Source organism: Mycobacterium sp. E1747 (assembly GCF_001667775.1).
In the GTDB taxonomy this organism is placed as follows: Bacteria; Actinomycetota; Actinomycetes; order Mycobacteriales; family Mycobacteriaceae; genus Mycobacterium.
The window spans coordinates 1-23807 of the sequence record NZ_LZJI01000185.1 but is presented as its reverse complement, the minus strand read 5'-3'; the positions used below and the strand labels follow the sequence as shown (position 1 = coordinate 23807).

Annotated in this window: 23 protein-coding genes and 1 pseudogene; 15 read left to right on the top strand and 9 right to left on the bottom strand. The window is 69.0% G+C overall.

Annotation, left to right across the window (positions count from 1 at the left end):
• The first annotated feature begins 7 nt into the window (after positions 1-7).
• The 3 genes from A5695_RS17920 to A5695_RS17910 are packed head-to-tail and all read left to right on the top strand — an operon-like array spanning position 8 to position 3110.
• The gene (locus tag A5695_RS17920; RefSeq protein WP_369830207.1) at positions 8-937 is read left to right on the top strand and encodes a phosphatidylinositol mannoside acyltransferase; all 930 of its coding nucleotides are present in this window, start codon (positions 8-10) and stop codon (positions 935-937) included.
• Positions 937-2061 (top strand): glycosyltransferase family 4 protein, encoded by a 1125-nt coding sequence (locus A5695_RS17915; protein ID WP_068084952.1) that lies wholly within the window; start codon positions 937-939, stop codon positions 2059-2061. Before A5695_RS17920 ends, A5695_RS17915 begins: the two co-directional genes overlap by 1 nt.
• Complete coding sequence (locus A5695_RS17910) at positions 2061-3110, top strand: NUDIX domain-containing protein (RefSeq protein WP_068084949.1); 1050 nt, start codon at positions 2061-2063, stop codon at positions 3108-3110. Before A5695_RS17915 ends, A5695_RS17910 begins: the two co-directional genes overlap by 1 nt.
• A 5-nt stretch (positions 3111-3115) precedes the next feature.
• Here A5695_RS17910 and A5695_RS17905 read toward each other — a convergent pair whose 3' ends face one another.
• A complete protein-coding gene (locus A5695_RS17905; protein ID WP_068084943.1) occupies positions 3116-4315 on the bottom strand; it encodes a PE-PPE domain-containing protein in 1200 nt (399 codons plus the stop codon).
• Between the two features lie 16 nt (positions 4316-4331).
• A complete protein-coding gene (locus A5695_RS17900) occupies positions 4332-5405 on the bottom strand; it encodes a PPE family protein (RefSeq protein ID WP_082946157.1) in 1074 nt (357 codons plus the stop codon).
• Between the two features lie 217 nt (positions 5406-5622).
• Between A5695_RS17900 and pdxS the strand changes: the two genes are divergently transcribed.
• The 4 genes from pdxS (at position 5623) to A5695_RS17880 (ending at position 9119) form a co-directional block, all read left to right on the top strand.
• Positions 5623-6534, top strand: a complete 912-nt coding sequence (gene pdxS / locus A5695_RS17895; RefSeq protein WP_068084938.1) for a pyridoxal 5'-phosphate synthase lyase subunit PdxS — start codon at positions 5623-5625, stop codon at positions 6532-6534.
• A 15-nt stretch (positions 6535-6549) separates the two neighbouring features.
• Positions 6550-7395, top strand: coding sequence for an acyl-CoA thioesterase II (gene tesB, locus A5695_RS17890; RefSeq protein WP_068084937.1), 846 nt, complete (start codon positions 6550-6552; stop codon positions 7393-7395).
• Positions 7392-7988, top strand: a complete 597-nt coding sequence (pdxT, locus tag A5695_RS17885; protein WP_068084936.1) for a pyridoxal 5'-phosphate synthase glutaminase subunit PdxT — start codon at positions 7392-7394, stop codon at positions 7986-7988. Before tesB ends, pdxT begins: the two co-directional genes overlap by 4 nt.
• A gap of 375 nt (positions 7989-8363) precedes the next feature.
• The gene (locus A5695_RS17880) at positions 8364-9119 is read left to right on the top strand and encodes a YebC/PmpR family DNA-binding transcriptional regulator (protein ID WP_068084934.1); all 756 of its coding nucleotides are present in this window, start codon (positions 8364-8366) and stop codon (positions 9117-9119) included.
• 20 nt (positions 9120-9139) lie between these two features.
• Here the strand turns inward: A5695_RS17880 and A5695_RS17875 are convergent, their stop codons facing one another.
• The 5 genes from A5695_RS17875 to A5695_RS17855 are packed head-to-tail and all read right to left on the bottom strand — an operon-like array spanning position 9140 to position 12774.
• Positions 9140-10729 (bottom strand): polyamine aminopropyltransferase, encoded by a 1590-nt coding sequence (locus A5695_RS17875; protein WP_068084933.1) that lies wholly within the window; start codon positions 10727-10729, stop codon positions 9140-9142.
• Positions 10726-11181 (bottom strand): DUF350 domain-containing protein, encoded by a 456-nt coding sequence (locus A5695_RS17870; RefSeq protein WP_068084931.1) that lies wholly within the window; start codon positions 11179-11181, stop codon positions 10726-10728. The genes A5695_RS17875 and A5695_RS17870 overlap by 4 nt, the downstream gene beginning before the upstream one ends.
• A 31-nt stretch (positions 11182-11212) precedes the next feature.
• The gene (locus A5695_RS17865) at positions 11213-11644 is read right to left on the bottom strand and encodes a DUF4247 domain-containing protein (RefSeq protein WP_068085076.1); all 432 of its coding nucleotides are present in this window, start codon (positions 11642-11644) and stop codon (positions 11213-11215) included.
• On the bottom strand, positions 11641-12153 hold the full coding sequence (locus A5695_RS17860; protein ID WP_068084929.1) for a DUF2617 family protein: 513 nt from the start codon (positions 12151-12153) through the stop codon (positions 11641-11643). The genes A5695_RS17865 and A5695_RS17860 overlap by 4 nt, the downstream gene beginning before the upstream one ends.
• A 9-nt stretch (positions 12154-12162) precedes the next feature.
• Positions 12163-12774, bottom strand: coding sequence for a DUF4178 domain-containing protein (locus A5695_RS17855; protein WP_068084919.1), 612 nt, complete (start codon positions 12772-12774; stop codon positions 12163-12165).
• Between the two features lie 180 nt (positions 12775-12954).
• On the opposite strand from A5695_RS17855, the gene ruvC reads away from it, so the two are divergent.
• The 6 genes from ruvC to A5695_RS17825 all read left to right on the top strand — a co-directional run bounded on the left by ruvC (position 12955) and on the right by A5695_RS17825 (position 17469).
• Complete coding sequence (gene ruvC, locus A5695_RS17850) at positions 12955-13509, top strand: crossover junction endodeoxyribonuclease RuvC (RefSeq protein ID WP_068084918.1); 555 nt, start codon at positions 12955-12957, stop codon at positions 13507-13509.
• Positions 13506-14099 (top strand): Holliday junction branch migration protein RuvA, encoded by a 594-nt coding sequence (gene ruvA, locus A5695_RS17845; protein WP_068084917.1) that lies wholly within the window; start codon positions 13506-13508, stop codon positions 14097-14099. Before ruvC ends, ruvA begins: the two co-directional genes overlap by 4 nt.
• The gene (gene ruvB, locus A5695_RS17840; RefSeq protein ID WP_068084916.1) at positions 14096-15166 is read left to right on the top strand and encodes a Holliday junction branch migration DNA helicase RuvB; all 1071 of its coding nucleotides are present in this window, start codon (positions 14096-14098) and stop codon (positions 15164-15166) included. The genes ruvA and ruvB overlap by 4 nt, the downstream gene beginning before the upstream one ends.
• A gap of 296 nt (positions 15167-15462) precedes the next feature.
• Positions 15463-16137, top strand: a complete 675-nt coding sequence (locus tag A5695_RS17835; protein WP_068084913.1) for a hypothetical protein — start codon at positions 15463-15465, stop codon at positions 16135-16137.
• 127 nt (positions 16138-16264) lie between these two features.
• Positions 16265-16651, top strand: a complete 387-nt coding sequence (locus tag A5695_RS17830; RefSeq protein WP_068084910.1) for a DUF1304 domain-containing protein — start codon at positions 16265-16267, stop codon at positions 16649-16651.
• 128 nt (positions 16652-16779) lie between these two features.
• Entirely contained in the window at positions 16780-17469 is a 690-nt protein-coding gene (locus A5695_RS17825; protein WP_068084907.1) for a hypothetical protein, read from the top strand.
• 62 nt (positions 17470-17531) lie between these two features.
• Here the strand turns inward: A5695_RS17825 and car are convergent, their stop codons facing one another.
• A complete protein-coding gene (gene car, locus A5695_RS17820) occupies positions 17532-21053 on the bottom strand; it encodes a carboxylic acid reductase (protein WP_068084904.1) in 3522 nt (1173 codons plus the stop codon).
• 148 nt (positions 21054-21201) lie between these two features.
• Positions 21202-22542, bottom strand: a complete 1341-nt coding sequence (gabT, locus tag A5695_RS17815; RefSeq protein WP_068084901.1) for a 4-aminobutyrate--2-oxoglutarate transaminase — start codon at positions 22540-22542, stop codon at positions 21202-21204.
• A 220-nt stretch (positions 22543-22762) separates the two neighbouring features.
• On the opposite strand from gabT, the gene yajC reads away from it, so the two are divergent.
• Both yajC and A5695_RS17805 read left to right on the top strand, forming a co-directional pair.
• On the top strand, positions 22763-23101 hold the full coding sequence (yajC, locus tag A5695_RS17810; RefSeq protein ID WP_068084899.1) for a preprotein translocase subunit YajC: 339 nt from the start codon (positions 22763-22765) through the stop codon (positions 23099-23101).
• A gap of 114 nt (positions 23102-23215) precedes the next feature.
• A pseudogene (locus A5695_RS17805) lies at positions 23216-23788 on the top strand (protein translocase subunit SecD); the annotation flags it as partial.
• Between the last annotated feature and the right edge of the window lie 19 nt (positions 23789-23807).

Here is a 23807-nt window from a genome sequence, read left to right as displayed (position 1 = left end):
CCCGGGTTTGGGTTTGATCACCGCGCCGCGGCGCCTGGTGTCCGGGACCGCGAGCGACTGGACGTATGCGGCCGGCTGGATGGCCGTGCGGGCGATGCCGGAATTCGCGGCGCGCTCGGCGTTCGAGACCGGGGCACGCTACGCGGCACGCCGCGGCGGTCCGCAGCAGCTGCGCAAGAACCTGGCCCGCGTCATCGGTGTCGCGCCCGCCGAAGTGCCCGACGACCTGATGCGCGCGTCGCTGGCCTCCTACGCCCGTTACTGGCGGGAGGCGTTCCGCCTGCCGTCGATGAACCTGCGTGCGCTCTCCGGCGAACTCGACGCCGCGTTCCGGGGCGCCGAGAACCTGGACTCGGCGCTGGCCGAAGGCCGCGGCGCGATCTGCGCGTTGCCCCACAGCGGAAACTGGGACATGGCCGGCGTGTGGTTCACCCAGACGCGCGGCACCTTCATCACCGTCGCCGAAAGGCTCGAGCCCGAGTCGTTGTACCGGCGTTTCCTGCGCTATCGCGAGAGCCTCGGCTTCGAGGTGCTGCCGCTGTCCGGAGGCGAACGGCCGCCCTTCGATGTACTGTGCGATCGGCTGCGGGCGAACCAACTGGTGTGCCTGATGGCCGATCGCGACCTCACCCGCACGGGTGTGCAGGTCGACTTCTTCGGTGAGGCCACCCGGATGCCGGCCGGACCGGCGAAGCTGGCGGTCGCGACCGGGGCGGCGTTGCTTCCGGTGCACTGCTGGTTCGACGGCGACGGCTGGGGGTTTGAGGTGTTCCCACCACTGGACTGCAGCAGCGGCGACGTCGGCGCCATCACCCAGGCGCTGGCCGACCGGTTCGCGCAGAACATCGCCGTGCACCCCGAGGATTGGCACATGCTGCAACCGCAGTGGCTCGCCGACCTGTCTGAAGCCAGGCAGGCGCGGCTCAGGGAGACCTGATGCGCATCGGCATGGTCTGCCCCTACTCGTTCGACGTCCCGGGCGGGGTGCAGTCGCACGTCTTGCAGCTGGCCGAGGTGATGCGTCGGCGCGGGCAGCAGGTGAGCGTCCTCGCGCCGGCGTCGCCGCACGCGGTGTTGCCGGACTACGTCGTCTCCGCGGGCAAGGCCGTGCCCATTCCCTACAACGGCTCGGTGGCCCGGCTGCGGTTCGGCCCGGCAACCCACCGCAAGGTCAAAAAGTGGCTCGCCGAAGGCGATTTCGACGTGCTGCACCTGCACGAGCCCAACGCGCCGAGCCTGTCGATGCTGGCCCTCAACATCGCCGAGGGACCGATCGTCGCGACGTTTCACACCTCGACCACCAAATCGCTGACGCTGACGGTCTTTCAGGGCATCCTGCGGCCGATGCACGAAAAGATCGTCGGCCGGATCGCGGTGTCGGACCTGGCCCGCCGCTGGCAGATGGAGGCGCTGGGTACCGACGCGGTCGAGATCCCCAACGGCGTCGACGTCGACTCGTTCGCCTCGGCGCTTCCGCTCGACGGCTACCCGCGGCCGGGCAAGACGGTGCTGTTCCTGGGCCGCTACGACGAGTCCCGCAAGGGCATGTCGGTCCTGCTCGAAGCGCTACCCGGGGTGGTTCAGCACTTCCCAGACGTTGAGCTGCTCATCGTCGGCCGCGGCGACGAGGCTGAATTGCGCAGCGAGGCAGGCGAATTGGTCAAGCACATGCGGTTTCTGGGCCAGGTCGACGACGCCGGAAAGGCGTCGGCGATGCGCAGCGCCGACGTGTATTGCGCGCCTCACGTGGGTGGCGAGAGCTTTGGCATCGTCCTGGTCGAGGCCATGGCCGCGGGCACCGCGGTGGTGGCCAGCGACCTGGACGCCTTTCGGCGGGTGCTGCGCGACGGCGAAGTGGGGTGCCTGGTGCCGGTCGGTGACGGCGCTGCGCTGGCGGACGCCCTCATCTCGGTGCTAGAAAACGATGTGCTGCGCGAACGCTATGTCGCGGCCGGTTCGGCCGCCGTCCAGCGTTACGACTGGGCGGTGGTGGCCAGTGAGATCATGCGCGTCTACGAGACCGTCGCAGCGAGCGGCGCCAAAGTTCAGGTGGCGAGCTGATGACGTGGCTCGCCGTCGGCATCGCGGTATTGGTCGGGCTGCTGGCGGTCCTGGGCGCCTGGGCCTATCAGACGGCCAACCGACTGGACCGGCTGCACGTCCGCTACGACCTGTCGTGGCAGGCGCTCGACGGCGCTTTGGCGCGGCGCGCTGTGGTCGCCCGTGCGGTCGCCATCGACGCCTACGGCGGCGCCCCGGAGGGCAGGCGGTTGGCCGCTCTGGCCGACGCCGCCGAGGCGGCGCCGCGGCAGGAGCGCGAATCACGGGAGAACGAACTCTCGGCCGCGCTGGCGATCGTCGACCCGGCCGCGCTGCCGGCCGGGCTGATCGCCGAGCTGGCCGACGCCGAGGCCCGGGTACTGCTGGCCCGCCGGTTCCACAATGACGCGGTCCGGGACACCCTTGCGCTGCGCGAGCGATTCCTGGTGCGGACCCTTCGTCTCGGCGGAACAGCAGCGCTGCCAAGTTATTTCGAGATCGTCGAGCGCCCGCACGCGCTGGCTCACGGCGACGTCGGCTCCTTCAACGGAGTGCTCAGCCACCGCACGTCGGCGCGCGTGGTGCTGCTCGACGAGACCGGTGCGGTGCTGCTGCTGCGCGGCTCCGACCCTGCTGTCGGCCGCGGGCCACTCAAGAACGAAGCGCCGAAGTGGTGGATCACCGTCGGCGGGGAGGTACAGCGGGGGGAGCGGTTGGCCGAGGCCGCCGCCCGCGAGCTGGCGGAGGAGACGGGTCTCACCGTGGCGCCCGGCGACATCGTGGGCCCGGTCTGGCGGCGTGACGAGGTCTTCGAGTTCAACGGCTCGCTGATCGACAGCGAAGAGTTCTACTTCGTCCACCGCACCCAGCGCTTCGAGCCGTCCGGTGCGGGCCGCACCGACTTGGAACGCAGCTACATTCACGGCCACCGCTGGTGCGACGCCGCTGACATCGCCCGGCTGGCCGGCGCCGGGGAGACGGTATACCCGACGCAGCTGGGTGAGCTCCTCGCCGACGCGGTCGCCTTGGCCGGCGGCCGGGCGCCGGGCCCGCTGGTGTCGATTCGCTGACTGCGCTAGAAACCGCTCGCCAAACCGTTGGAGGCCAGCGGGGGCAACCCCAGCACCAGCGGGCTACCGATTCCGGACGTGAGGCCCTGGCTGAGGGAACCGGCGATGCTCACCGGGCCGGGCAAAATCCCGGGCGCGTAGTAGCCGAGGTCGACGAACGGTTTGACGAACGGCTGCAGCAGGTCCGCCAGCGGATTGCCGAGGAGGGGGATCCACCGCACGGGATCTAGCAGCGGCAACTGCGCGGTCTGCATGAAGTAAAAGGTCATGTTGCCAACATGCTGCTGGATAGCGCCGGCGACCTGCGCGGCGGACAAGAAGGGCATCGTGTGGTGCAGGTCGAGAAACCCGAACAGGGCGTTGAGGTCAGACGGAAGCCACAACCAGTTCGCCGGGAAGTTGGCGATCGCGTCGTATTGCAACGTGAAGATGGAGGTCGCGTAGGACGTGGTGAGTGGGGTGGCGAAGTGGAACGCACCGAAGCCCGGGATGAAGTGCGTCAGGATGCCGCCCATCGGGTTGTTCGGGTCGGCGAGCAGGACGAAGTTGAGCAGGTCCTGACTGGGGCGTAGGGCGGCCGGCAGGGCCTGCAGGTAGCGCATCTCCAGGCTGGCGATCGTCGCACTCTGCGAATAACCAACGACCACAACGTGATTGCCGGCCGCCGTCTGCGTCAGGATCGCGGAGTTCAGCGTGGCCATCCCCTGATAGACCGACTTGCCGAAGGTTTCGCTGCCAAGCCCGGTGATCGGCCAAAACTGTTCGGGGGTATGCAAACTCACCAGCGTGTAGTCGGAGTAATTCGTGGCGAGATACGCCTGCTGGATGGACGTCATGTATCTCAGGTCCGGCGACGGGCGCCCGGTGCCGCCCATGATCAGCGCGATCTTCTGCGACGCCGTCGACGACTGCATGGCGGCCGTGTTGGTGGTCTCCGTTTCGGCGTACGCGTTCTTCGCGGTGATCAGGGTTTGCACGAACTGGTTGTGGAACAGTTCCGCCTGCGCGCTCAGCGCCTGGTACTGCTGGGCGTGCGCGTCCAGCATCGTCGCCACGCGCAGCGACACCGAATCCGTGGCGGGCGGCAGCACCGCCGTCGTCGGGCCGGCCACGGCCGCGTTTGTCGCCTGTAGGGACGAGCCGAGGCCTTGCAGCTCGTCGGCGGCCGTCGCCATCGCGTCGGGGTCGGTGATCACGAACGACATCGGCGCTCCCCCGTTGCTAATTCAGCGCCGGGCGCGCGGCGAGAACTTGCCGCGGTCCGGCGATCGACTGGGCCGTCGCCCGCCCGGGGAGGCCAGTGGAGGGCAGCTGCGGCGTGGTGAGCGGGCTCACGGAAAGTGGGGTGACCGGGCTGCTGGGCGCCACGGCAGCCGGAGTAGGTGCCGTCGCCGGCGCCGCGGCGTCGGCCCAGCTGGAGGGCACGGACAGCGAGCCGACCGAGCCGGCCCGGCCCGTACTCGCCGAGACGACGCGCCCGGCGAGCTGGGCGGCGATGGGGCTGGGGCTGCCGACGCCCGGGCTGACGTTGGACGCCAGGACCGGATCCAGCGCGGGGACGGTGCCGGCGCCGCCCACCAGCGGATTGGTGCTGGACACCAGTTGGCCCATCACCGTGTTCATCGGTTCCATCGCGAACTGGGCGGGCGTCGAGAGCATCTGCAGCTGGGTCATCGGGTTCATCAGTTGCTGGGTTAACGACTGGCTCAGGGCCTGGAGCAGTTCCTGGCCGAACGAGGTGAACGTCGGCATGGGCAGGCTGGTCAGGGTGAGGGGCGGGTTGCTGAACGGCGTCCACGTCGCCTCGGCCGTCCGGATGCTGGCGTCGTAGGCGGTCATCGCCGCCACGTCCTGGGCCCACATCTCGGCGTACTGGGCTTCGGTCGCCGCGATCGCCGAGGTGTTCTGACCGAGGATGTTGGTCGCGACCAGCGTCGCCAGTAGCGCGCGGTTGGCCGCGATCACCTCCGGCGGCACCGTCGCGGTGAACGCCGCCTCGAACGCGCCGGCCGACAAGCGGGTTTGGTTGGCCACCAACTCCGCCTGCCCGGAGGTCGCGGTCAGCCACTGCACGTACGGGGCGGCGGCCGTCGCCATCGTCATCGATGCCGGGCCCTGCCATGCGCCACCCGTCAGGGTGGACACCGTCAACTCGAAGGAACTCGCCGCGGATGCCAGCTGGGCGGACAACGCGTCCCACGCGGCCGCCGCCGTCCACATCGTCCCCGAGCGCGGCCCCGCGTACATCCGCGCCGAATTGATCTCCGGCGGCAACAGCACGTAATCCGGCAACACCCGAGGCCCCTTCTCGGCCAACCGCCTCGGCCGGTGGGACTAGGGTTGCCACCCAGGGATTCGCACCAGCAGCAACGGTTTCGCAATAGCTGAAGCAATTTCTAACACAATGTGACGCGCGTCGCAGGTGCTTGGCGCGACTGTTGGAAGCGGCGGGAAAACGGGTTTGTTTTCCCCACTAGAGTGGAAGCGCGGGATTCAAGGAGAGAAGGAGCTAGTGGAGAGCGGCGCACGGCCGAATCAGGCCAACCAGACGGGAACGGCGCGAGTCAAACGCGGCATGGCCGAGATGCTCAAGGGCGGCGTCATCATGGACGTCGTCACCCCGGAGCAGGCCCGCATCGCGGAGGCCGCCGGCGCCGTCGCCGTCATGGCGCTCGAGCGGGTGCCCGCCGACATCCGCGCCCAGGGCGGGGTGTCTCGGATGAGCGACCCCGACATGATCGAGGGCATCATCGCCGCGGTGACCATCCCGGTGATGGCCAAGGCGCGCATCGGTCATTTCGTCGAGGCGCAGATCCTGCAGAGCCTCGGCGTGGATTACGTCGACGAGTCCGAGGTGCTCACCCCGGCGGACTACGCCCATCACATCGACAAGTGGAAGTTCACCGTGCCATTTGTGTGCGGGGCGACCAACCTGGGCGAGGCGCTGCGGCGCATCAGCGAGGGCGCGGCCATGATCCGGTCCAAGGGTGAGGCCGGCACCGGCGACGTCTCCAACGCCACCACTCACATGCGGGCGATCGGCGGCGAGATCCGCCGGCTGACCTCGCTGTCGGAAGACGAATTGTTCGTTGCCGCAAAGGAATTGCGGGCGCCCTACGAGCTCGTGGTCGAGGTGGCCCGGGCCGGCAAGCTGCCCGTCACCCTATTCACCGCAGGCGGCATCGCCACGCCGGCCGACGCGGCGATGATGATGCAGCTCGGGGCCGAGGGCGTTTTCGTCGGCTCGGGCATCTTCAAGTCCGGGGATCCCGCGCAGCGGGCCGCCGCCATCGTCAAGGCGACCACCTTCTACGACGACCCGGACGTGTTGGCCAAGGTCTCGCGCGGGCTGGGCGAGGCCATGGTGGGCATCAACGTCGAGCAGATCTCCCAGCCCCACCGGCTGGCCGAACGCGGCTGGTAAGCCGGGGGGCTATTGGTGGCGATCCAAGAGATCCTTGATCTCGAGCAACTCGAGGTCAACATCTACCGCGGCAGCGTGTTCAGTCCCGAGTCGGGATTCTTCCAGCGCACGTTCGGGGGCCACGTCGCCGGGCAGTCGCTGGTGTCGGCGGTGCGCACCGTAGACCCGCACTACCAGGTCCACTCGCTGCACGGTTACTTCCTGCGGCCCGGCGACGCCAAGGAGCGCACGGTTTTCCTCGTCGAGCGCATCCGCGACGGCGGGTCGTTTGTCACCAGGCGCGTCAACGCCGTCCAGCACGGCGAGACCATCTTCACCATGTCGGCGTCCTTCCAGACCGATCAGGAAGGCATCCACCACCAGGACCGCATGCCGGCGGCACCGCCACCCGTCGGGCTGCCCGGCCTGGACTCGCTCAAGGTGTTCGACGACGCCGGCTTCAAGCAGTTCGAGGAGTGGGACGTCTGCATCGTGCCGCGCGACCAACTGCAGCTGTCGCCCGGCAAGGCCTCCCAGCAGCAGGTGTGGTTTCGCCACCGCGACCCGCTGCCCGACGATCCGGTGCTGCACATCTGCGCGCTGGCCTACATGAGCGACCTCACGTTGCTGGGATCGGCGCAGGTCAACCACCTCGACGTCCGCCAGCATCTGCAGGTGGCGTCGCTGGACCACGCGATGTGGTTCATGCGGGCTTTCCGGGCCGACGAGTGGCTGCTCTACGACCAGTCGTCGCCGTCGGCCAGCGGCGGGCGCTCGCTGTGCCAAGGCGAAATCTTCACGCAGTCCGGCGAGATGGTGGCGGCGGTCATGCAGGAGGGGCTGACCCGCTTCCCGCGCGGATTTCAGCCCACCGCGCAGTGAACGCGCCGCGCATCGGCGTGCTGGCGCTGCAGGGTGACACCCGCGAGCACCTGGCCGCGCTGGGCGAGGCCGGGGCCGATTCGATGCCGGTGCGGCGACGCGGCGAGCTGGAGAAGGTCGACGGGCTGGTCATACCCGGCGGGGAGTCCACCACGATGAGCCACCTGCTGCTGGATCTGGAGCTGCTGGAGCCGCTGCGGGGCCTGCTGGCCGACGGGCTGCCCGCCTACGGCGCGTGCGCGGGCATGATCCTGCTGGCCAGCGAAATCCTGGATGCCGGCGCGGGCGGCCGGGAGGCGCTGCCGCTGCGGGCGATCGATATGACCGTGCGGCGCAACGCTTTTGGACGTCAAGTCGATTCTTTCGAGGGCGACGTAGCGTTTGCCGGTCTGGACGGTCCGGTGCGCGCGGTGTTCATCCGCGCCCCGTGGGTCGAGCGGGCCGGCGCGGGCGTGCAGGTGCTGGCTCAAGCGTCCGGGCACACGGTCGCGGTGCGGCAGGGGAGGAACCTCGCGACGGCGTTCCACCCCGAGATGACCGGCGACCGCCGCGTCCACCAGCTTTTCGTCGATATCGTCAACGGGCTCGCCTGACCCATTGGGCCGCCTCAGCTTTTCGGGTGTGCGCTGGAGGCTTTCAGGGTGCGTCCAGGGCGGGAAATCGGCGGGATTCCCGCCGTGAGCGCACGCCCGCCGCCGTGAGCGCACGCCCGCCGCCGTGAGCGCACACCCGCCGCCGCGAGCGCACACCCGATGCGGTGGGTGCACACCCGACGCCGTTTCCAGGGATGATGTGGTCGCCGAAATTGATAGCACCGGCGATATCACGTTCGGGAAGGCGCCCATCCTCCGGTTCTGGTGACGCTGAGGCCCCTGAGGCGAAAGGGGAGCGGAGCGACGGGCCGCGCTAGGCGTGCACGTAGACTCGTCTGGCGAACTTTCGAAGACAGAAGAGGTAAAGAGACACCGATGAGCGGCCATTCCAAGTGGGCCACCACCAAGCACCAGAAGGCCGTCAAGGACGCGCGCCGGGGCAAGGAGTTTGCCCGGCTGATCAAGAACATCGAGGTCGCCGCGCGCACCGGCGGCGGGGACCCGGCGGGCAACCCGACACTCTATGACGCCATTCAGAAGGCCAAGAAGACGTCGGTGCCCAACGACAACATCGAGCGCGCCCGCAAGCGCGGCGCCGGCGAGGAAGCCGGCGGCGCCGACTACCAGACGATCATGTACGAGGGCTACGGGCCCAACGGCGTGGCGGTGCTGATCGAATGTCTGACCGACAACCGCAACCGCGCGGCCGGCGAGGTCCGGGTGGCGGTCACCCGCAACGGCGGCACGATGGCCGATCCGGGCTCGGTGTCCTATCTCTTCACCCGCAAGGGCGTCGTCACGCTGGAGAAGAACGGCCTGACCGAGGACGACCTGCTGGCCGCCGTGCTGGACGCGGGCGCCGAGGATGTCAACGACCTGGGCGACAGCTTCGAAATCATCTCGGAGCCAACGGATTTGGTTGCCGTGCGGACCGCCCTGCAGGACGCCGGCATCGACTACGAGTCCGCGGAGGCCAGCTTCCAGCCCTCGGTCAGCGTGCCGGTGGACGTCGACGGCGCCCGCAAGGTGTTCAAGCTCGTCGACGCGCTGGAGGACAGCGACGACGTGCAGAACGTCTGGACCAACGTCGATCTGTCCGACGAGGTGCTGGCCGCCCTCGACGAGGACTAGTTGGGCCGACCCCAGCGCGTCTAGTCGTATCCGTGCCGCATGTCCTGGACGATGCGCGGATTGTCCAGCGTCGACGGGTCCAAAGCGCGCGGGCGGGTGTCGTCGGGGAACACCGTCGCGGCATCGAGCACGCGCTGATTGAGGAAGCGCAGCGGCGGCGCGTTGGCCGGCACGGTGGGTGCGGGCGGGCTGGATCCGCGGCGCGCCAGCGTGAATCCCCAGTCGCCGAACGTCGGCACGTAGACGTGGTACGGCGTCACCGCATACCCGGCGGCGCGGATTGACGAGGTGGTGCGCCAGAACGCGGTCTGCGTCGAGAACGGGCTGCCGGCCTGCACGACCATGAGCCCGTCGGCGGCCAGCGCGTGCCCGACCAGCGCGTAGAACTCCGTCGAATACAGCCGGCCCAGCACCGGGGTGTCGGGGTCGGGCAGGTCGACGATGATCGCGTCGAAGCCCCCCGGCGGGACGACGTCGGGGTGCGGCGAGCGCAACCAGCGCATCGCGTCGTCGATCACCACGTTGACGCGCGGGCTGTCCAGGGAGCCGCCGTTGGCCGTGCGCATGGTGGTGCGCGCCAGCTGTATCACCGCCGGGTCGAGCTCCACCTGCACGATCTTGCTGATGCCCGGCTGGCGCAGCAGTTCGCGGGCCACCAACCCGTCGCCGCCGCCGAGCACGAGGACCGATCGGGCGCTGGCCCCCAGCGCGGGGTAGACCAGGCTTTCGGTGTAGCGGTATTCGTCCCGAGTGGAGAACTGCAGGCCGCCGTCCAGGTAGAGCCGCATGTCGTTGCCGCGCTGGGTGACCACGATCTCCTGGTAGGCCGAGTGCTGGTAGGCGATGATCGGATCGGCGTAGAGCCGTTGCCGGCTCGTCGTCTCGATGTCGGCCGAACGCGCCAGCAGCGTGGCCAGCAGCGCCAGCGCCGCGGCGAGCGCGCACAGCGCCACCGCCAGTTGCCGGACCGAAACGACCCGGCGCAACACGACGATCGCCACGACGGCCGCGGCGACCAGGTTGACGATGCCGGTGGCCGCCGCGCCCCGGATCATGCCCAGCTGCGGCAGCAGCAGGAACGGCCACACCAGCCCGCCCAGGAGCGCACCGAGATAGTCGGCCGCGTTGAGGTTGGCCAGCGTCCGGCCGGTGTCGGGTGCCGCGCCGCTGCGGCCGCGTTGCAACATGGTCATCAACAGCGGCACCTCGGCGCCGACCAGCCCACCGATCAGGGCCGTGCCCAGCGCCAGCATCCACATCGACTCGTCGTCGATGAACGCAAACACCGTGTAGAGCGCCGCGGCGGACAGGCCGCCGACGATGCTGAGCAGCACCTCCACCGCGACGAACGCGATGGCCGCGTGCGCGAGCAGCGGCTTGACCACCAGGGCGCCCACCCCGAGCGCGGCGATGTAGCCCGCGACGATCAACGAAGTGGCGACGATGCCGCCGCCGTTGAGGCTGGCCGCCAGTGTCAGCAGCGCGAGTTCGTAGATGATGCCGGACGCGGCGCAGGCCGCGACGGCGGCCAGCAGGACGGCCCGCCACCGCCCGGGCAGCGCCGTCGAAGCGACCGACGACGGCTGTTGCCGGTTTGCCGTCGAGGTCATGAGATGGCGGCGGCGATCACTCCTCCCACGGCCACCAGCATGGTGGCGGTGGCAAAAGCGGCCGGATGCAGCTCGGGCTCGTCGACGTGCTCGCGGAACTGGCCGGGCACCGCGATCTGCAGGATCAGCAGCGCCCCGCCCTGCAGCAGGACACCCACCAGCCCATATACCGCGACGCCGACGAGTCCCTGGCCCAGCTGGCTGTAGCTGCTCGCGATGGCGCTGATGATGACGATGGCGAGCGCGATGTACATGGCCGAGGCGAGGACGACGGCGTTCGGGCGCTTGTCGATGAACACCAGCTGGCGCAGGTTGCCGGGGGTGAGGACGTCCACCATCAGGAAGCCGGCGGTCAGGACGACGACGCCGACCGCGAAGTACAGGACGACGGCGACCACGCCTTGGGTGATCGTCCCGAGATTGGTGGATCCGAAATCGATCGCGAGGTACATGGTTTGTCTCCTTTGCGTTTCCGGCTAGAGGTCACTTGGTTCCGCCCGGGCCGCCCGGGCTGCCCCCGGCGCCACCCGAGGGGGAGCCGGGTGTGAAGCCGGGGCCGAGAAAGATGAAGGCGCCATGGCTGTATCCGGCGTTCAGGCTTTCCAGACGGATGCTGCATGGGTGACTGCCGTCGGGCCCGACGGTCACGATGTTGTTGCTGTAGCGCAGGTACTCGTTGTCGCCGTTGGCGGCACGCGCCTCGGGGGCCTGATACTCGGCCAGCGTGTCGGCCACGTCGTCGGCGGATCCGCTGCATTCATAACGCGTCCCGTTCGCGTCGTGGGCGTACTCGCGATAGTGGCTGGCGATATAGGAGGCAATGTTCTTCTGCGACAAGATGATTCCGAAAACAAGACAGACGGTGGCGGCGATGGCCAGCGCGCCGGCGATCACGAACAGGCGGTTGCGGCTCACGGATGCCACCTGCTGGTCGTGTGGACCACCTGCCCGCCCGACGCCTCCAGGCTGTGTGGATACAGGTGCCAGGTCCGCCAGCGCCAGCCCGCCGCGTCTGGTTCGGCGGCCAGCGCGGTCAGGGCGGCGTCGTCACCGGGAAAAGAGCCGCCAAGCCAACCCTTTTCGTGCGCGCAGCGGTCACGAAGATCGCGCGCCAGGCGGCGGAAGGTGCCCTCGTCATAGGTGTCGGTACGCGACTGAAGGGAGTAGCCGGGAGCGGTGGTGCGCTCGGGCAGGTCGACGCCCAGGCCGCGCGCCGTGCACGAAACCTCTTCGGAGAACCGGCCCGCCGCCTGCTCGACCGCGACGACGTGCGACGCGCCGAGGACCCCGAGCAGCAGCGCGCCGCCGTCGGGGTGGTACAGCAGGCAGGTCGCCAACGGTGGCGGTGCGGGCGCGTTGAGTGCGAGTCCGAGCCGCTGCCCCGACACGTCCGAAGGAGCTACGGCGAGCTGATGAAGCGGCACCGGCGCGTCCTAGGAGGGCGAGGGCGGGGGCGCCGGATACACGGTCAGCTCGCCGGCCAGCACCGGTTTGCCGGTCGAAACTTCCCACGGCATGCCCGGCGCCCAGCGCTCGAACGAGAGCAGTAGGGACTCATCGGAATTGGCGCAGTCGACGAACTCCATCTCGCCGCCCGCGGGCAGGCCCGTGGTGCCCTCGGTGGTGAACGAGGCGCGACCACGTTCGGACTCGTGAAACGTCACCCCGTCGACGACGTACTGGCCGCCCGGCTGCAGCGCCAGGTCCTTGCGGCTGACCCACATCGCCAGTTCGAGGCGCCCGTCGTCCTCCTCGACGCTGAACCAGATCGGCTGGTCGCCGCCCTCCAGCAGGTGCTCCCACCACACGAACGGGCCCTCGCGGTACGTGACCGATCCGCGCACCACGTAATCGATGCCGCCGTAGCTCACGATCGCACCGGGGCCCAGTTGCCGCGGGCCGAACTCCGGCATCGCGTTGAACGCGAGCGGATCCTGGCGGCCGCGTGGGGGACTCGGTTGCTTGGGATGCCGCAAAGCGATGACGAGTACGACGATGGACGCGATGAACAGCACGATCGCGATAATGACCAGCAGTGATCCCACGCGAGCCCTTCCGTTGCCACCTGTCTTGAGCGAACGTTGGGTAAAGCTAACAGCTTTTCGACGCGTTCGGCGCCGTAACGTCGCGCACCGGAATCGGCGGGACCGCCGCGTGTCCTCCGCACAGCCGTCGGTCCCGGCCGCTAGGGTATCGAACAGCTGTTCTAGAGGTGGGAGCGGGCAATGCGCGTGATGGGCGTCGACCCCGGGCTGACCCGATGCGGACTGTCGGTCGTGGAAAGTGGGCGCGGGCGAAACGTGGTCGCGCTGGACGTGGACGTGGTGCGGACCCCGTCGGATGTGCCGCTGGCCAAGCGGCTGCTCGCGATCAGCGATGCCGTCGAGCATTGGCTGGCCACCCACCAACCCGACGTCGTCGCCATCGAGCGGGTGTTCTCCCAGCTGAACGTGTCGACGGTGATGGGCACCGCCCAGGCCGGCGGGGTGGTCGCGTTAGCCGCGGCCAAGCGCGGCATCGACGTCCACTTCCACACCCCGAGCGAGGTCAAGGCCGCGGTGACGGGCAACGGTGCAGCGGACAAGGCCCAGGTGACCGCGATGGTCACGAAAATCCTTGCGCTGCAGGCCAAACCGACTCCCGCGGACGCCGCGGACGCGCTGGCGCTGGCGATCTGCCATTGCTGGCGGGCGCCGATGATGGCCCGGATGGCCGCTGCCGAAGCGCTGGCCGCGCAACAGCGGCAGGCGTACCTGGCGAAGCTGAAGGCCGCACGATGATCGCCTCGGTGCGGGGTGAGGTGCTCGAGGTGGCGCTCGACCACGCGGTCATCGAGGCCGCCGGCGTCGGCTACCGGGTGAACGCGACCCCGTCGACGCTGGCGACGCTGCGCACCGGGACCGAGGCGCGGCTGATCACCGCGATGGTGGTGCGCGAGGACTCGATGACGCTGTACGGGTTCACCGACGGCGAGACCCGTGACCTGTTCCTGACCCTGCTGACCGTGTCGGGGGTGGGCCCGCGGCTGGCGATGGCGACCCTGGCGGTTCACGACGCCGCGGCGCTGCGGCAGGTGCTGCACGACAGCGACGTGGTCGCGTTGACCCGGGTACCCGGGATCGGCAAACGCGGTGCCGAACGGATGGTGCTCGAGCTGCGCGACAAGGTGGGCGCGGTGTCGGCGGGCGCTTCCGCGGCCGTGGTGAACGGGCACGCGGTGCGCGGGCCGGTGGTGGAGGCGCTGGTCGGCCTGGGCTTCGCCGTCAAGCAGGCCGAGGAGGCCACCGACAAGGTGCTGGCCACCGATCAGGACGCGACGACGTCCGGCGCCCTGCGGGCCGCCCTGTCGCTGCTGGGCAAGTCGCGATGAGTGACGACTACACCGACCGCGAGCTGTCCCCGGCGCTGGCCGTCGGGGAGGGTGACATCGACGTGAGCCTGCGCCCACGGTCGCTGCGGGAATTCATCGGCCAGCCGCGGGTGCGCGAACAGCTCCAGCTGGTCATCGAGGGCGCCAAAAACCGCGGCGGCACACCCGATCACATCCTGCTGTCGGGTCCGCCGGGGCTGGGCAAGACGTCGCTGGCCATGATCATCGCCGCCGAGCTCGGGTCGTCGTTACGGGTGACGTCGGGTCCCGCGCTGGAACGCGCCGGTGACCTGGCGGCGATGCTGTCCAACCTGGTCGAGCACGACGTGCTGTTCATCGACGAGATTCACCGCATCGCCCGGCCCGCCGAGGAGATGCTGTACCTGGCGATGGAGGACTTCCGCGTCGACGTGGTGGTCGGTAAGGGCCCCGGGGCGACGTCGATACCCCTTGAGGTAGCGCCATTCACCCTGGTCGGCGCCACCACCCGCTCCGGGGCGCTGACCGGTCCGCTACGCGACCGGTTCGGCTTCACCGCCCACATGGACTTCTACGAGCCCGCCGAGCTGGAGCTGGTGCTGGCCCGCTCCGCCGGCATCCTCGGCATCGAGCTGGGCGCCGAGGCGGCCGAGGAGATCGCCCGGCGCTCGCGCGGGACGCCGCGGATCGCCAACCGGCTGCTCCGTCGGGTCCGCGACTACGCCGAGGTGCGCGCCGACGGGGTGATCACCCGCGACGTCGCCAAGGCCGCGCTGGCGGTCTACGACGTCGACGAACTCGGCCTGGACCGGCTGGACCGGGCGGTGCTGTCGGCCCTGACCCGCAGCTTTGGCGGCGGCCCGGTCGGGGTCTCGACGCTGGCGGTGGCCGTGGGCGAAGAGGCTGCCACCGTCGAGGAGGTATGCGAGCCCTTCCTGGTCCGCGCCGGGATGGTCGCCCGCACGCCGCGCGGCCGGGTGGCCACTGCGCAGGCGTGGACGCATCTGGGCATGAGCCCGCCGGCGGGCGTGACCGGATTGGGCCTGGGGATACCACCCGCTTGCGGGGGACCGGGCCTGTTCGACTAGTGGCGATCCCGAGCGCGGCGTAGCCGGGCGAAGGGGGTCGCCACAATTCCAGTAGTGGCGATTCCGAGCGCGGCGTAGCCGGGCGAAGGGGGCGCGACCAAATCGTGACCTTTGCGGGGGAAGCGGCCCGCGACCGTTCGTGGCCGCGCCCTTCGGCCTGCTCAGGCGGCCGCAACCATGCCGACACGACAGCAGCTCCCGGCGCAGCCAACTGCCTGCGGCCGCCCGACCGGTTACACGCCGGCATGGTCGGGTAACCAGGCTCACAGCAGTAATACCTGTTGAAGGAGATTCTGATGAGGACCACGCGCTACGACAATGAACGCCCTCGCGCGCTGTACATGCCGCGTACCCGCGGCGCCCTAACCGGGCTGCTCCTGATCCTGTTGGGTGCTTGGGGCGCACTGGTGCCGTTCTTCGGGCCCAACATCGACTGGGCATACATGACCGACCCGGCGTGGACGTGGACCGTGACGAAGGGTTGGCTCGAGGTGCTGCCCGGGGCCGCCACGGCGCTCGGTGGCCTGCTGGTCCTTTTGTCCGGTAACCGCGCCAGCGCCGTGTTCGGCGGCTGGCTGGCGGTGCTCGGCGGCGCCTGGTTCGTGGTCGGCCGCGCGTTCGCGTCGACCCTGGGCGTCGGCGACCTCGGTCAACCGGTGGCGTCGACCGACCTCAAACGAGCCCTGCTCGAGGTCACCTACTTCACCGGCCTGGGCGCCCTGATCGTCTTCCTGGGCGGTGCGGCCGTGGCGCGTCTGGCGGTGCGGCACGCGCGAGACGTCGTGGTGACCGAACCGGCCCCGGTGGCAGCCGGCGCCGCGCCGGCCGGCGGCCCCGTCATGTACGACGAGACGCGTGGCGTGACCGCGGCGCGGGCGGACCGGGTGGAAGCCGAGCCCCGCGGACGTGGCTTCTTCGGTCGGCGCGCCGGTGGCGGCCTGTTCCACCGGCACCACCACGCCGGCGTGTAAGTAGCAAACCGGAAGGCGCCGGTAGCCCTTGGCTACCGGCGCCTTCCGCGTCCAGGCCGTCCTTGCGACCGCAGGTCGGTACAGTGAGCGTGCCCGCCGCGCAGGCCTCGACGCCCGAGGAGGAGCGATGATCACTGCCGGGTTGGTATTCGCCGGACTGGCGGCTTTATTGCATGTCTACATCTTCGTGATGGAATCGTTGACCTGGACCTCACCGCGCACCCGTGCCACGTTCGGCACGACGGCCGATGAGGCGGAGACCACCAAGCTGCTGGCTTTCAACCAAGGTTTCTACAACCTGTTCCTGGCCGTCGTCACCGGCCTCGGCATCGCGTCGATTATCTTGCGCCACAACGCGGTTGGCGCGGCGCTCATCTTCTCCGGCGTCGGGTCCATGGCCGCGGCCGCGGTGGTCCTGCTACTGTCCGCGCCGCAGAAGGCGCGCGCGGCGGCGACGCAGGGGGCCTTTCCCGTCATCGCGATCGCGCTGCTGCTGCTCGGCCTCACTAATTAACAACTGTCTCACCAGCCTCAACAGTCACTGCGAGTGAGAAGTTCTGCGCAGCCAATGGGTTACGAGCGGAAACCGTCGGGTACCCATCCCGGGCCGGAAACAGGCCCGGTATTCAACGAGGGGATGTCATGAAATACGCAGAAGACGGCCAAACCCGCGGTCTGAGCATGCCGCGTTCGCGAGGCGCGGTCAGCGGACTGCTGCTGGTCATTCTGGGAGCTTGGGGGGCGTTAATACCGTTTGTCGGACCGCGCTTCAACTTCGCCTACACGCCCGATCGGGAGTGGGCGTGGAGCACGGCCCGAGGCTGGCTCGAGGTTCTGCCGGGAGCGGCGACCGTGCTGGGCGGCCTCTTGCTGATCGTCGCCGGAAACCGCGTCGCCGCCATGCTGGGCGGCTGGCTGGCGGTCCTGGCCGGCGCCTGGTTCGTCGTGGGTGGCCAGTTCGCGCCGTTGCTGGGAATCGGCTCCGCCGGTGACCCGGTCGCCGCGACCGACCGCAAGCGCGCGGTCCTCGAGGTCAGTTATTTCTCCGGACTGGGTGCACTGATCGTCTTCGTGGGCGGTGTGGTGCTGGCGCGCACGGCCGTGCGGCTGGCACGTGACGTGCAACCCGTCGCGCCGACGGCCGGCGGGGCGCAACCCGTCGAACCGTACCGGGAATCGACGTACGAGCCGGCCGAGGTTTCCTCGGGCGCGCTGACCAGGCCGCGCACGGCTGCCGACCCCGAGCCGAAGCGTGGATGGCGTCGCCAGCGCCCAGGCGCGGCGTCGGGTGCGAACGCCGCATACCTGCGCTGGCCGCATCCCCAGCAGTAATTCGCTCGTACAAAGACCGATCGCCACCCTGTGACCAGGCCGGCGATCGGTCTTTGGTGCCCTTACAGCAGTCCGAGCAACTGCAGGTCGGTGATGTACTTGACGATGATCGGCGCCGAGACATGCGGAATGTCTTTGTCGGGGCCGATTTTCGCCTCTTGCACCGCCGCGCGGAAGCGGTCGGTCGGTGCCATCGAACCGTTGATCGGCTTCTCGGGCTGCTGATAGTTGTGCAGCAGTGGCAGCAGCGAGTACTGGCGCTGCCGTTCGGGTAGGCCCCGCATCGTCTGCTCGAACCGCCGCAGCCATTCGCCGTAGTCGGCGATGCGCTGGATCCCGTAGCCCGCCTCGATCAGCCAGTCGACGTACTCGTCGAGACCGATGCCGTCGTCGTACGGGTTCATCACGTGGTACGTCTGGAACACGTCGCCTTCGGAGACGTCGTCCAGCACCTGCGTCCCCAGCGTGGAGATCGCCGCGGAAATGAACTCCACCGGCAGGCCGTCGTAGTGCGAACGCTGACGGTTGCCCTCGGCGTCCAGCTCGTAGAACGAACCGGGCGCGATACCGGTGGCGACCAGGCTCAGCATCAGCCGAGTGAACATGTCCGGCAGGTTGAGCTGGCCGGCGTAGGTGGTGTCGGCCAGGATCATGTCGCACCGGAACACCGCGACCGGCAGACCACACAGGTCGTGCGCCTCGCGGAGCAGCACCTCGCCGGCCCACTTGCTGTTGCCGTAACCGTTGGCGTAGTTGTCATTGACCGCGCGGGTGGCGCTGATCTGCCGGATGTCGGCGTCCTCGACGAACTGGCCGGGTTTGATCTGGTCACCGACGCCGATCGTCGACACGTAGGTGTACGGCTTCAGCTTGGTGGTGAGCGCGATCCGGATCAGCTCGGCGGTCCCCAGCGCGTTGGGGCCGAACAACTCGCTGTACGGCAGCACGTGGTTGACCAGGGCGGCCGGGTCGACGATCAGGTCGACCGTGTCGGCCAGCCGCTGCCAGGTCTGTGGGTCCAGGCCGAGGTTGGCCTCACCCTTGTCGCCGGCGATGACCTCCAGGTGGTCGGCGGCCAGCTCCCGGTAGTGCGCAAGGAGCTTGGGATCTCCGCTGTCGAAGGTCTTGTCCAGCCGACCGCGGGCTTCCGCGTCGGACTTGGCGCGGACCAACGCGATCACCTTGCCGTCGACCATGTCCATCCGCTCGAGCCACTCCAGTGCCAGGTAGCGGCCCAGGAACCCGGTTGCTCCGGTCAACAGCACCGTCCGCACCTCGGTGGTGGGCCTGGGCAGGTTGGGCGCGGCGGCCAGCGTCTCGGCCTCGAGGAACTTGTCCAGGGTCAGGTCGCTGGCGTGCACCTCGGTCGCGTCACGGCCGTGGACGGCGGCGAAGGTGGGCCGCTTGGTGCCCTGACGCTCGCCCTCGATGTAGTTGGCGATGGCCTGCAGGTCGCTGGCCGGGCTGACGATGACGCCGACGGGGACGTCGATGTCGAAGATCTCGCGCAGCAGGTTCCCGAACGTCAACGCCGACAACGAGTCTCCGCCGAGGTCGGTGAAGCGCGCGTCAGGCGTCAGCTCGCTGCTCGCCGCGCCCAGCATGGCGGCGGCGGCCCGGCTCACGGTCTGCAGCACGGGCGCGTTCGCACCGTTGCGCCGCAGTTCGGCCAGCTCGTTGGCCTGTCCCTCGGCCAGCTCGGCGTAGAGCTGCTCGAGCCGCTCGCCGTAGTGCTGCTTCAGCTTCGGCCACGCCAGCTTGCGGATCCCGGTCAGCAGGCCGTTCTCCAGGCTGAACGGGGTGGTCTCGATGATGAAGTCGCGCGGCACCTCATAGGACTGCAGCCCAGCCTGACGCGCGACGTTCTGCAGCGAGTCGGCGATCTTGGGCTTGAGCGTCTCGGGGTCCCAGCGCCCCAAAGCTTCCTCGGTCGGGACCACGACGGCCAGCAGGTAAGGCTGGGAGCTGTTGCCGTAGACGTAGATCTGGCGCACCAGCGGGCTGTTGCCGAACTCGGCCTCCAACTTGGCCAGGGTCACGAACTCGCCCTGCGCCAGCTTGAGCACGTTGTTGCGGCGGTCGACGTACACCAGCCTGTCGGGCGCAACCTCGGCGAACACGTCGCCGGTCCGGTAGTAGCCGTCCTCGTCGAAGACGTTGGCGGTGGTCTCGGCCCGCTTGTAGTAGCCGGGGAACATGTTCTCGGTCCGCAGCAACAACTCGCCGCGGGGGTAGGGCCGGTCGGTGCTGAAGTAGCCCAGGTCCGGCACGTCGACGAGTTTGTAGTCGACCACCGGCGGGCGCTGGATCTCGCCGTCGAACAACACCATGCCGGCCTCGGTCGAGCCGTAGCCGTCCATCAGGTGCATCTCGAGTAGCGATTCGACCCAGGCGCGCAGCTCGGGCGAGGTGGGCGCCGAGCCCGTCATCGCGAAGATGTATCGCCCGCCGATCAGGTACTGGCGCTGGTCGGCCAGAACCTCGGCCTCCACCGCGGCACGGTCGCCGCCCTCGGACAGCCGCCGTTCGACGATGCGCTGGAATTCTCCGAACAGGGTCTCCCAGATGCGCGGCACGAAGTTCAGCTCGGTCGGCCGCACCAGCTCGAGGTCCTCGAGCAGGGTCGAGAGGTCGCTCTTGGCCGCGAAGTAGGCCGTGCCGCCGTTGCCGAGCGTGCCGTAGAGGATGCCGCGGCCCATGACGTGGCTCATCGGCATGAAGTTCAGGGTGATCGACGCGGCGCTCTCGCCGAACCAGTTCCTGCTGCTGCGGCGCCAGATCTTGGCGACATTGCTCTGCGGGTACATCGCGCCCTTGGGCGCGCCGGTGCTGCCGGAGGTGTAGATCAACAGGGCCAGGGGGTCGGACTCCTCGCTGGTCTGCAGCGGCGCGTCCGGCAACGCCTTGCCGCGCTCGAGCACCTGGGCGAGCGTCTCCACCGCGACGTCGGTGTCCGCGAGTCGGGTGCGGGCGGTCTCCACCGCCTCCCGCTCGTCGTCGACCTCGGGGTGGTAGTCGAACACCACCAGCTTGGCGGGCCGGTGGCCGCTCAGGATCAGCTCCACGGCGTCGGGCAGCTGGTTGGCGCTCGCCGCGATCACGGTGGGCTCGGTCTCGGTCACGATCGGCTGCAGCGACGTCAGCGACGCGCTGGTCTGCAGCGGGACCGACACCGCGCTGATCGTGGCCAGTGCCATGTCGATGGTCGTGTAGTCGACGCTGTTGAAGCCCAGCACGCAGACCCGGTCGCCGGTGTGCACCTCGTCGTTGGACCAGGCGCGGCCGAGCGCTGAAACCCGGTCGCCAAGCTCGCGGTAGGTGAGCGTCTCGAACCGGGAAAGCAACTCCAGCCTGGTGCGTCCGCTCGCCGAGTCCTTGACGAACTCCACCGCGCGGTGCGCCACCGCGGGGCGGTCCGCATACCCCTCGAGCGCGGTCCGGATCACCTGCGGGAGGCGCAGCCCGGGCTGCTCGAGCGCCGCTTCGACCGCCGGGTCGGGTCGGGCGGCGGCGAACTGCGGGTCATTGGCGGTGAGGTCCTCGATGCGGCGCTCGAGCCACTCGTCGTGATTGATGGTCGACATAAATCAGGTCCCTTGCAATGAAAGTTATGAGTCAGTTGTGCGACGATGCACCGACCTTTAAAACGTTAGCTAAAGTAACTTTATTTCACCATGACGCCGCCCCGCGGGCGGTGTGAGATTGCCCACCGCCCCGGTCGGGTCCCAGCTCTTACAGGTCGGCCAGCAGTCCCGCCAGGACTTCGAGGCCCTCGTTCAGCAGCTCGTCGCTGATGGTCAGCGGTGGCAGCAGCCGGATGATGTTGCCGAACATGCCGCAGGTCAAGACGACGACTCCAGCGGCATGGGCCGCGGTGGAGACCTTCTGCGTCAACTCCGCGTCGGGCTCGGCGGTTCCGGACTTGACCAACTCGATGGCGATCATGGCGCCGCGGCCTCGCACCTCGCCGATCCGGTCATCGCGCGCCTGCAGGCGCAGCAACGGTTCGGTGATCAGCCGTTCCAATCGCCGGGCCCGGTCGATCAGTCCGTCACTCTCGATCGTGGTAATGGTGGCCAGTGCTGCAGCACAGGCGATTGGGTTGCCGCCGAATGTGCCGCCCAAACCGCCAACGTGCGACGCGTCCATGATCTCCGCGCGACCGGTGACCGCCGACAGCGGCAGCCCGTCGGCGATGCCCTTGGCGGTGCAGATCAGGTCGGGCTCGATGCCCTCGTGCTCGCAGGCGAACATCGCGCCGGTGCGCGCGAACCCGGTCTGCACCTCGTCGGCGATGAAGACCACGTCGTTATTGCGGCACCAGTCGAGCAGGGTGGGCAGGAAGCCCTCGGCGGGCACGATGAATCCACCCTCGCCGGCGATCGGTTCGATGATGACCGCGGCGAGGCTGTCAGCGCCGACTTGGCTCTCGATCACGTCGATTGCCCGGGCGGCGGCCTTCTCCCCGTCGGTGGCCAGCTCCTTGTCCACCAGGCCGTCCCGGTACGGGTAGGACACTGGGGCCCGGTACACCTCCGGCGCGAACGGGCCGAAGCCGCTCTTGTACGGCTTGGACTTGGCGGTGAGCGCCATCGCCAGGTTGGTCCGGCCGTGATAGGCGTGGTTGAACGCGACGACGGCGGGCTTGCGGGTGTACGCCCGCGCGACCTTGACGGCGTTCTCGACGGCTTCGGCGCCGGAGTTGAACAGCACGGAGCGCTTCTCGCCGGAGCCCGGCGTGATCCGGTTGAGTTCCTCGGCGACGGCGACGTACTGCTCGTACGGCACGACCATGAAGCAGGTGTGGGTGAAGTCGGCAACCTGGGCCCGCACGGCCTCCACCACCCGCGGTGAGGAATTGCCGACGGTGGTCACCGCGATGCCGGAGGCCAGGTCGATGAGCCGGTTGCCGTCGACGTCCTCGATGATGCCGCCGAAGGCCCGCGCCACGAATACCGGCAAGGAGACGTTGACCCCATGAGACACCGCCGCCGCGCGGCGTTTGGTCAGCTCCAGCGAAGCGGGACCGGGGATTTCGGTGACCAGCTGGCGTGTCTGCTCGAGGCCGGCCACGATTTTCTCCTCACCACGGCGCGCCTGTCACGTCGCGATTCAAGCCTATCCGGCGCGGTCCCGCCCGCATTTCATGGACCGCGGCGCTCGGGCACGACCTGCGGCAATGGCACACTGGCCGGTACGAGGTGCGCGACCCGTGGGTCGTCCCGGCCACCAATGGCGTTGAAATGCCACTACGAAGCCACTACGAAGCCACTACGAAAAGACAGGCCCGTTCATGGAAAGTTTGATCCTGTTCCTGCCCTTCCTGCTCATCATGGGCGGGTTCATGTACTTCGCGTCGCGGCGCCAGAAGCGCGCGATGCAGGCCACCATCGACCTGCACGAGTCGTTGCAGCCGGGCGACCGCGTGCACACGACATCCGGGCTGCAGGCCACGGTCGTCGAGATCACGGACGACACCGTCGACCTCGAGATCGCGCCCGGCGTGGTCACCACCTGGATGAAGCTGGCGATCCGCGACCGGATCCTGCCCGACGAGGACGACCTCGCCGAGGAGGACGACACGGACGACTTGGAAGAATTCGGCGAAAACCGGGCGACCAAGGATTCCTGACGCGCAGTTGCGGCCCAAACCCACCAGCGGCGCGATCGCCGCGAGGGAGGCACGTAGTCTTTTCTAGGCTCTGTCCCGGGGTAAAAAACCAATTCTCGAGGAGATAGAAGGAACGTGGCATCGTCTTCGGCGCCGGTGCACCCTGCCCGCTACCTATCCGTCTTCCTGTTGCTGCTTGTCGGCGTCTACCTGCTGGTGTTCCTGACCGGCGACAAGCGCGCCGCCCCCAAGCTCGGCATCGACCTGCAGGGCGGCACCCGGGTCACGTTGACCGCGCGCACCCCGGACGGTTCGCGTCCCAGCCGCGACGCCCTGGCGCAGGCGCAGCAGATCATCAGCGCGCGGGTCAACGGTCTGGGCGTTTCCGGTTCGGAGGTCGTGGTCGACGGCGACAACCTGGTCATCACCGTGCCCGGAAACGACGGCAACGAGGCCCGCAACCTGGGGCAGACCGCCCGCCTCTACATCCGCCCGGTGCTCAACTCGATGCCGGCGCAGGAGCTCCAGCCCAAGCCCCCGCCGCAGGCGCCACCGCCGGGTCAGGCGCCGCCCTCGGGACAGCAGCCGGCGCCGGGTCAGGCGCCGCCCCCGGGTCAGCCGGCCCCTGGCCTCGCCCCGCCGCCGGCCCAGGCGCCGTCCGGTCAGCCCGCACCGCCCACGAAGACGATCAGTGCACCCAGTCCGGAGAAATAACTGACCTCGAGGA

Coding starts and splice junctions, on each gene's coding strand:
- A5695_RS17915 (WP_068084952.1), top strand. CDS start 937: ATGCGCATCGGCATGGTCTGCCCCTACTCGTTCGACGTCCCGGGCGGG.
- A5695_RS17910 (WP_068084949.1), top strand. CDS start 2,061: ATGACGTGGCTCGCCGTCGGCATCGCGGTATTGGTCGGGCTGCTGGCG.
- A5695_RS17905 (WP_068084943.1), bottom strand. CDS start 4,315: ATGTCGTTCGTGATCACCGACCCCGACGCGATGGCGACGGCCGCCGAC.
- A5695_RS17880 (WP_068084934.1), top strand. CDS start 8,364: ATGAGCGGCCATTCCAAGTGGGCCACCACCAAGCACCAGAAGGCCGTC.
- A5695_RS17875 (WP_068084933.1), bottom strand. CDS start 10,729: ATGACCTCGACGGCAAACCGGCAACAGCCGTCGTCGGTCGCTTCGACG.
- A5695_RS17870 (WP_068084931.1), bottom strand. CDS start 11,181: ATGTACCTCGCGATCGATTTCGGATCCACCAATCTCGGGACGATCACC.
- ruvC (WP_068084918.1), top strand. CDS start 12,955: ATGCGCGTGATGGGCGTCGACCCCGGGCTGACCCGATGCGGACTGTCG.
- ruvA (WP_068084917.1), top strand. CDS start 13,506: ATGATCGCCTCGGTGCGGGGTGAGGTGCTCGAGGTGGCGCTCGACCAC.
- ruvB (WP_068084916.1), top strand. CDS start 14,096: ATGAGTGACGACTACACCGACCGCGAGCTGTCCCCGGCGCTGGCCGTC.
- A5695_RS17835 (WP_068084913.1), top strand. CDS start 15,463: ATGAGGACCACGCGCTACGACAATGAACGCCCTCGCGCGCTGTACATG.
- A5695_RS17830 (WP_068084910.1), top strand. CDS start 16,265: ATGATCACTGCCGGGTTGGTATTCGCCGGACTGGCGGCTTTATTGCAT.
- A5695_RS17825 (WP_068084907.1), top strand. CDS start 16,780: ATGAAATACGCAGAAGACGGCCAAACCCGCGGTCTGAGCATGCCGCGT.
- car (WP_068084904.1), bottom strand. CDS start 21,053: ATGTCGACCATCAATCACGACGAGTGGCTCGAGCGCCGCATCGAGGAC.
- yajC (WP_068084899.1), top strand. CDS start 22,763: ATGGAAAGTTTGATCCTGTTCCTGCCCTTCCTGCTCATCATGGGCGGG.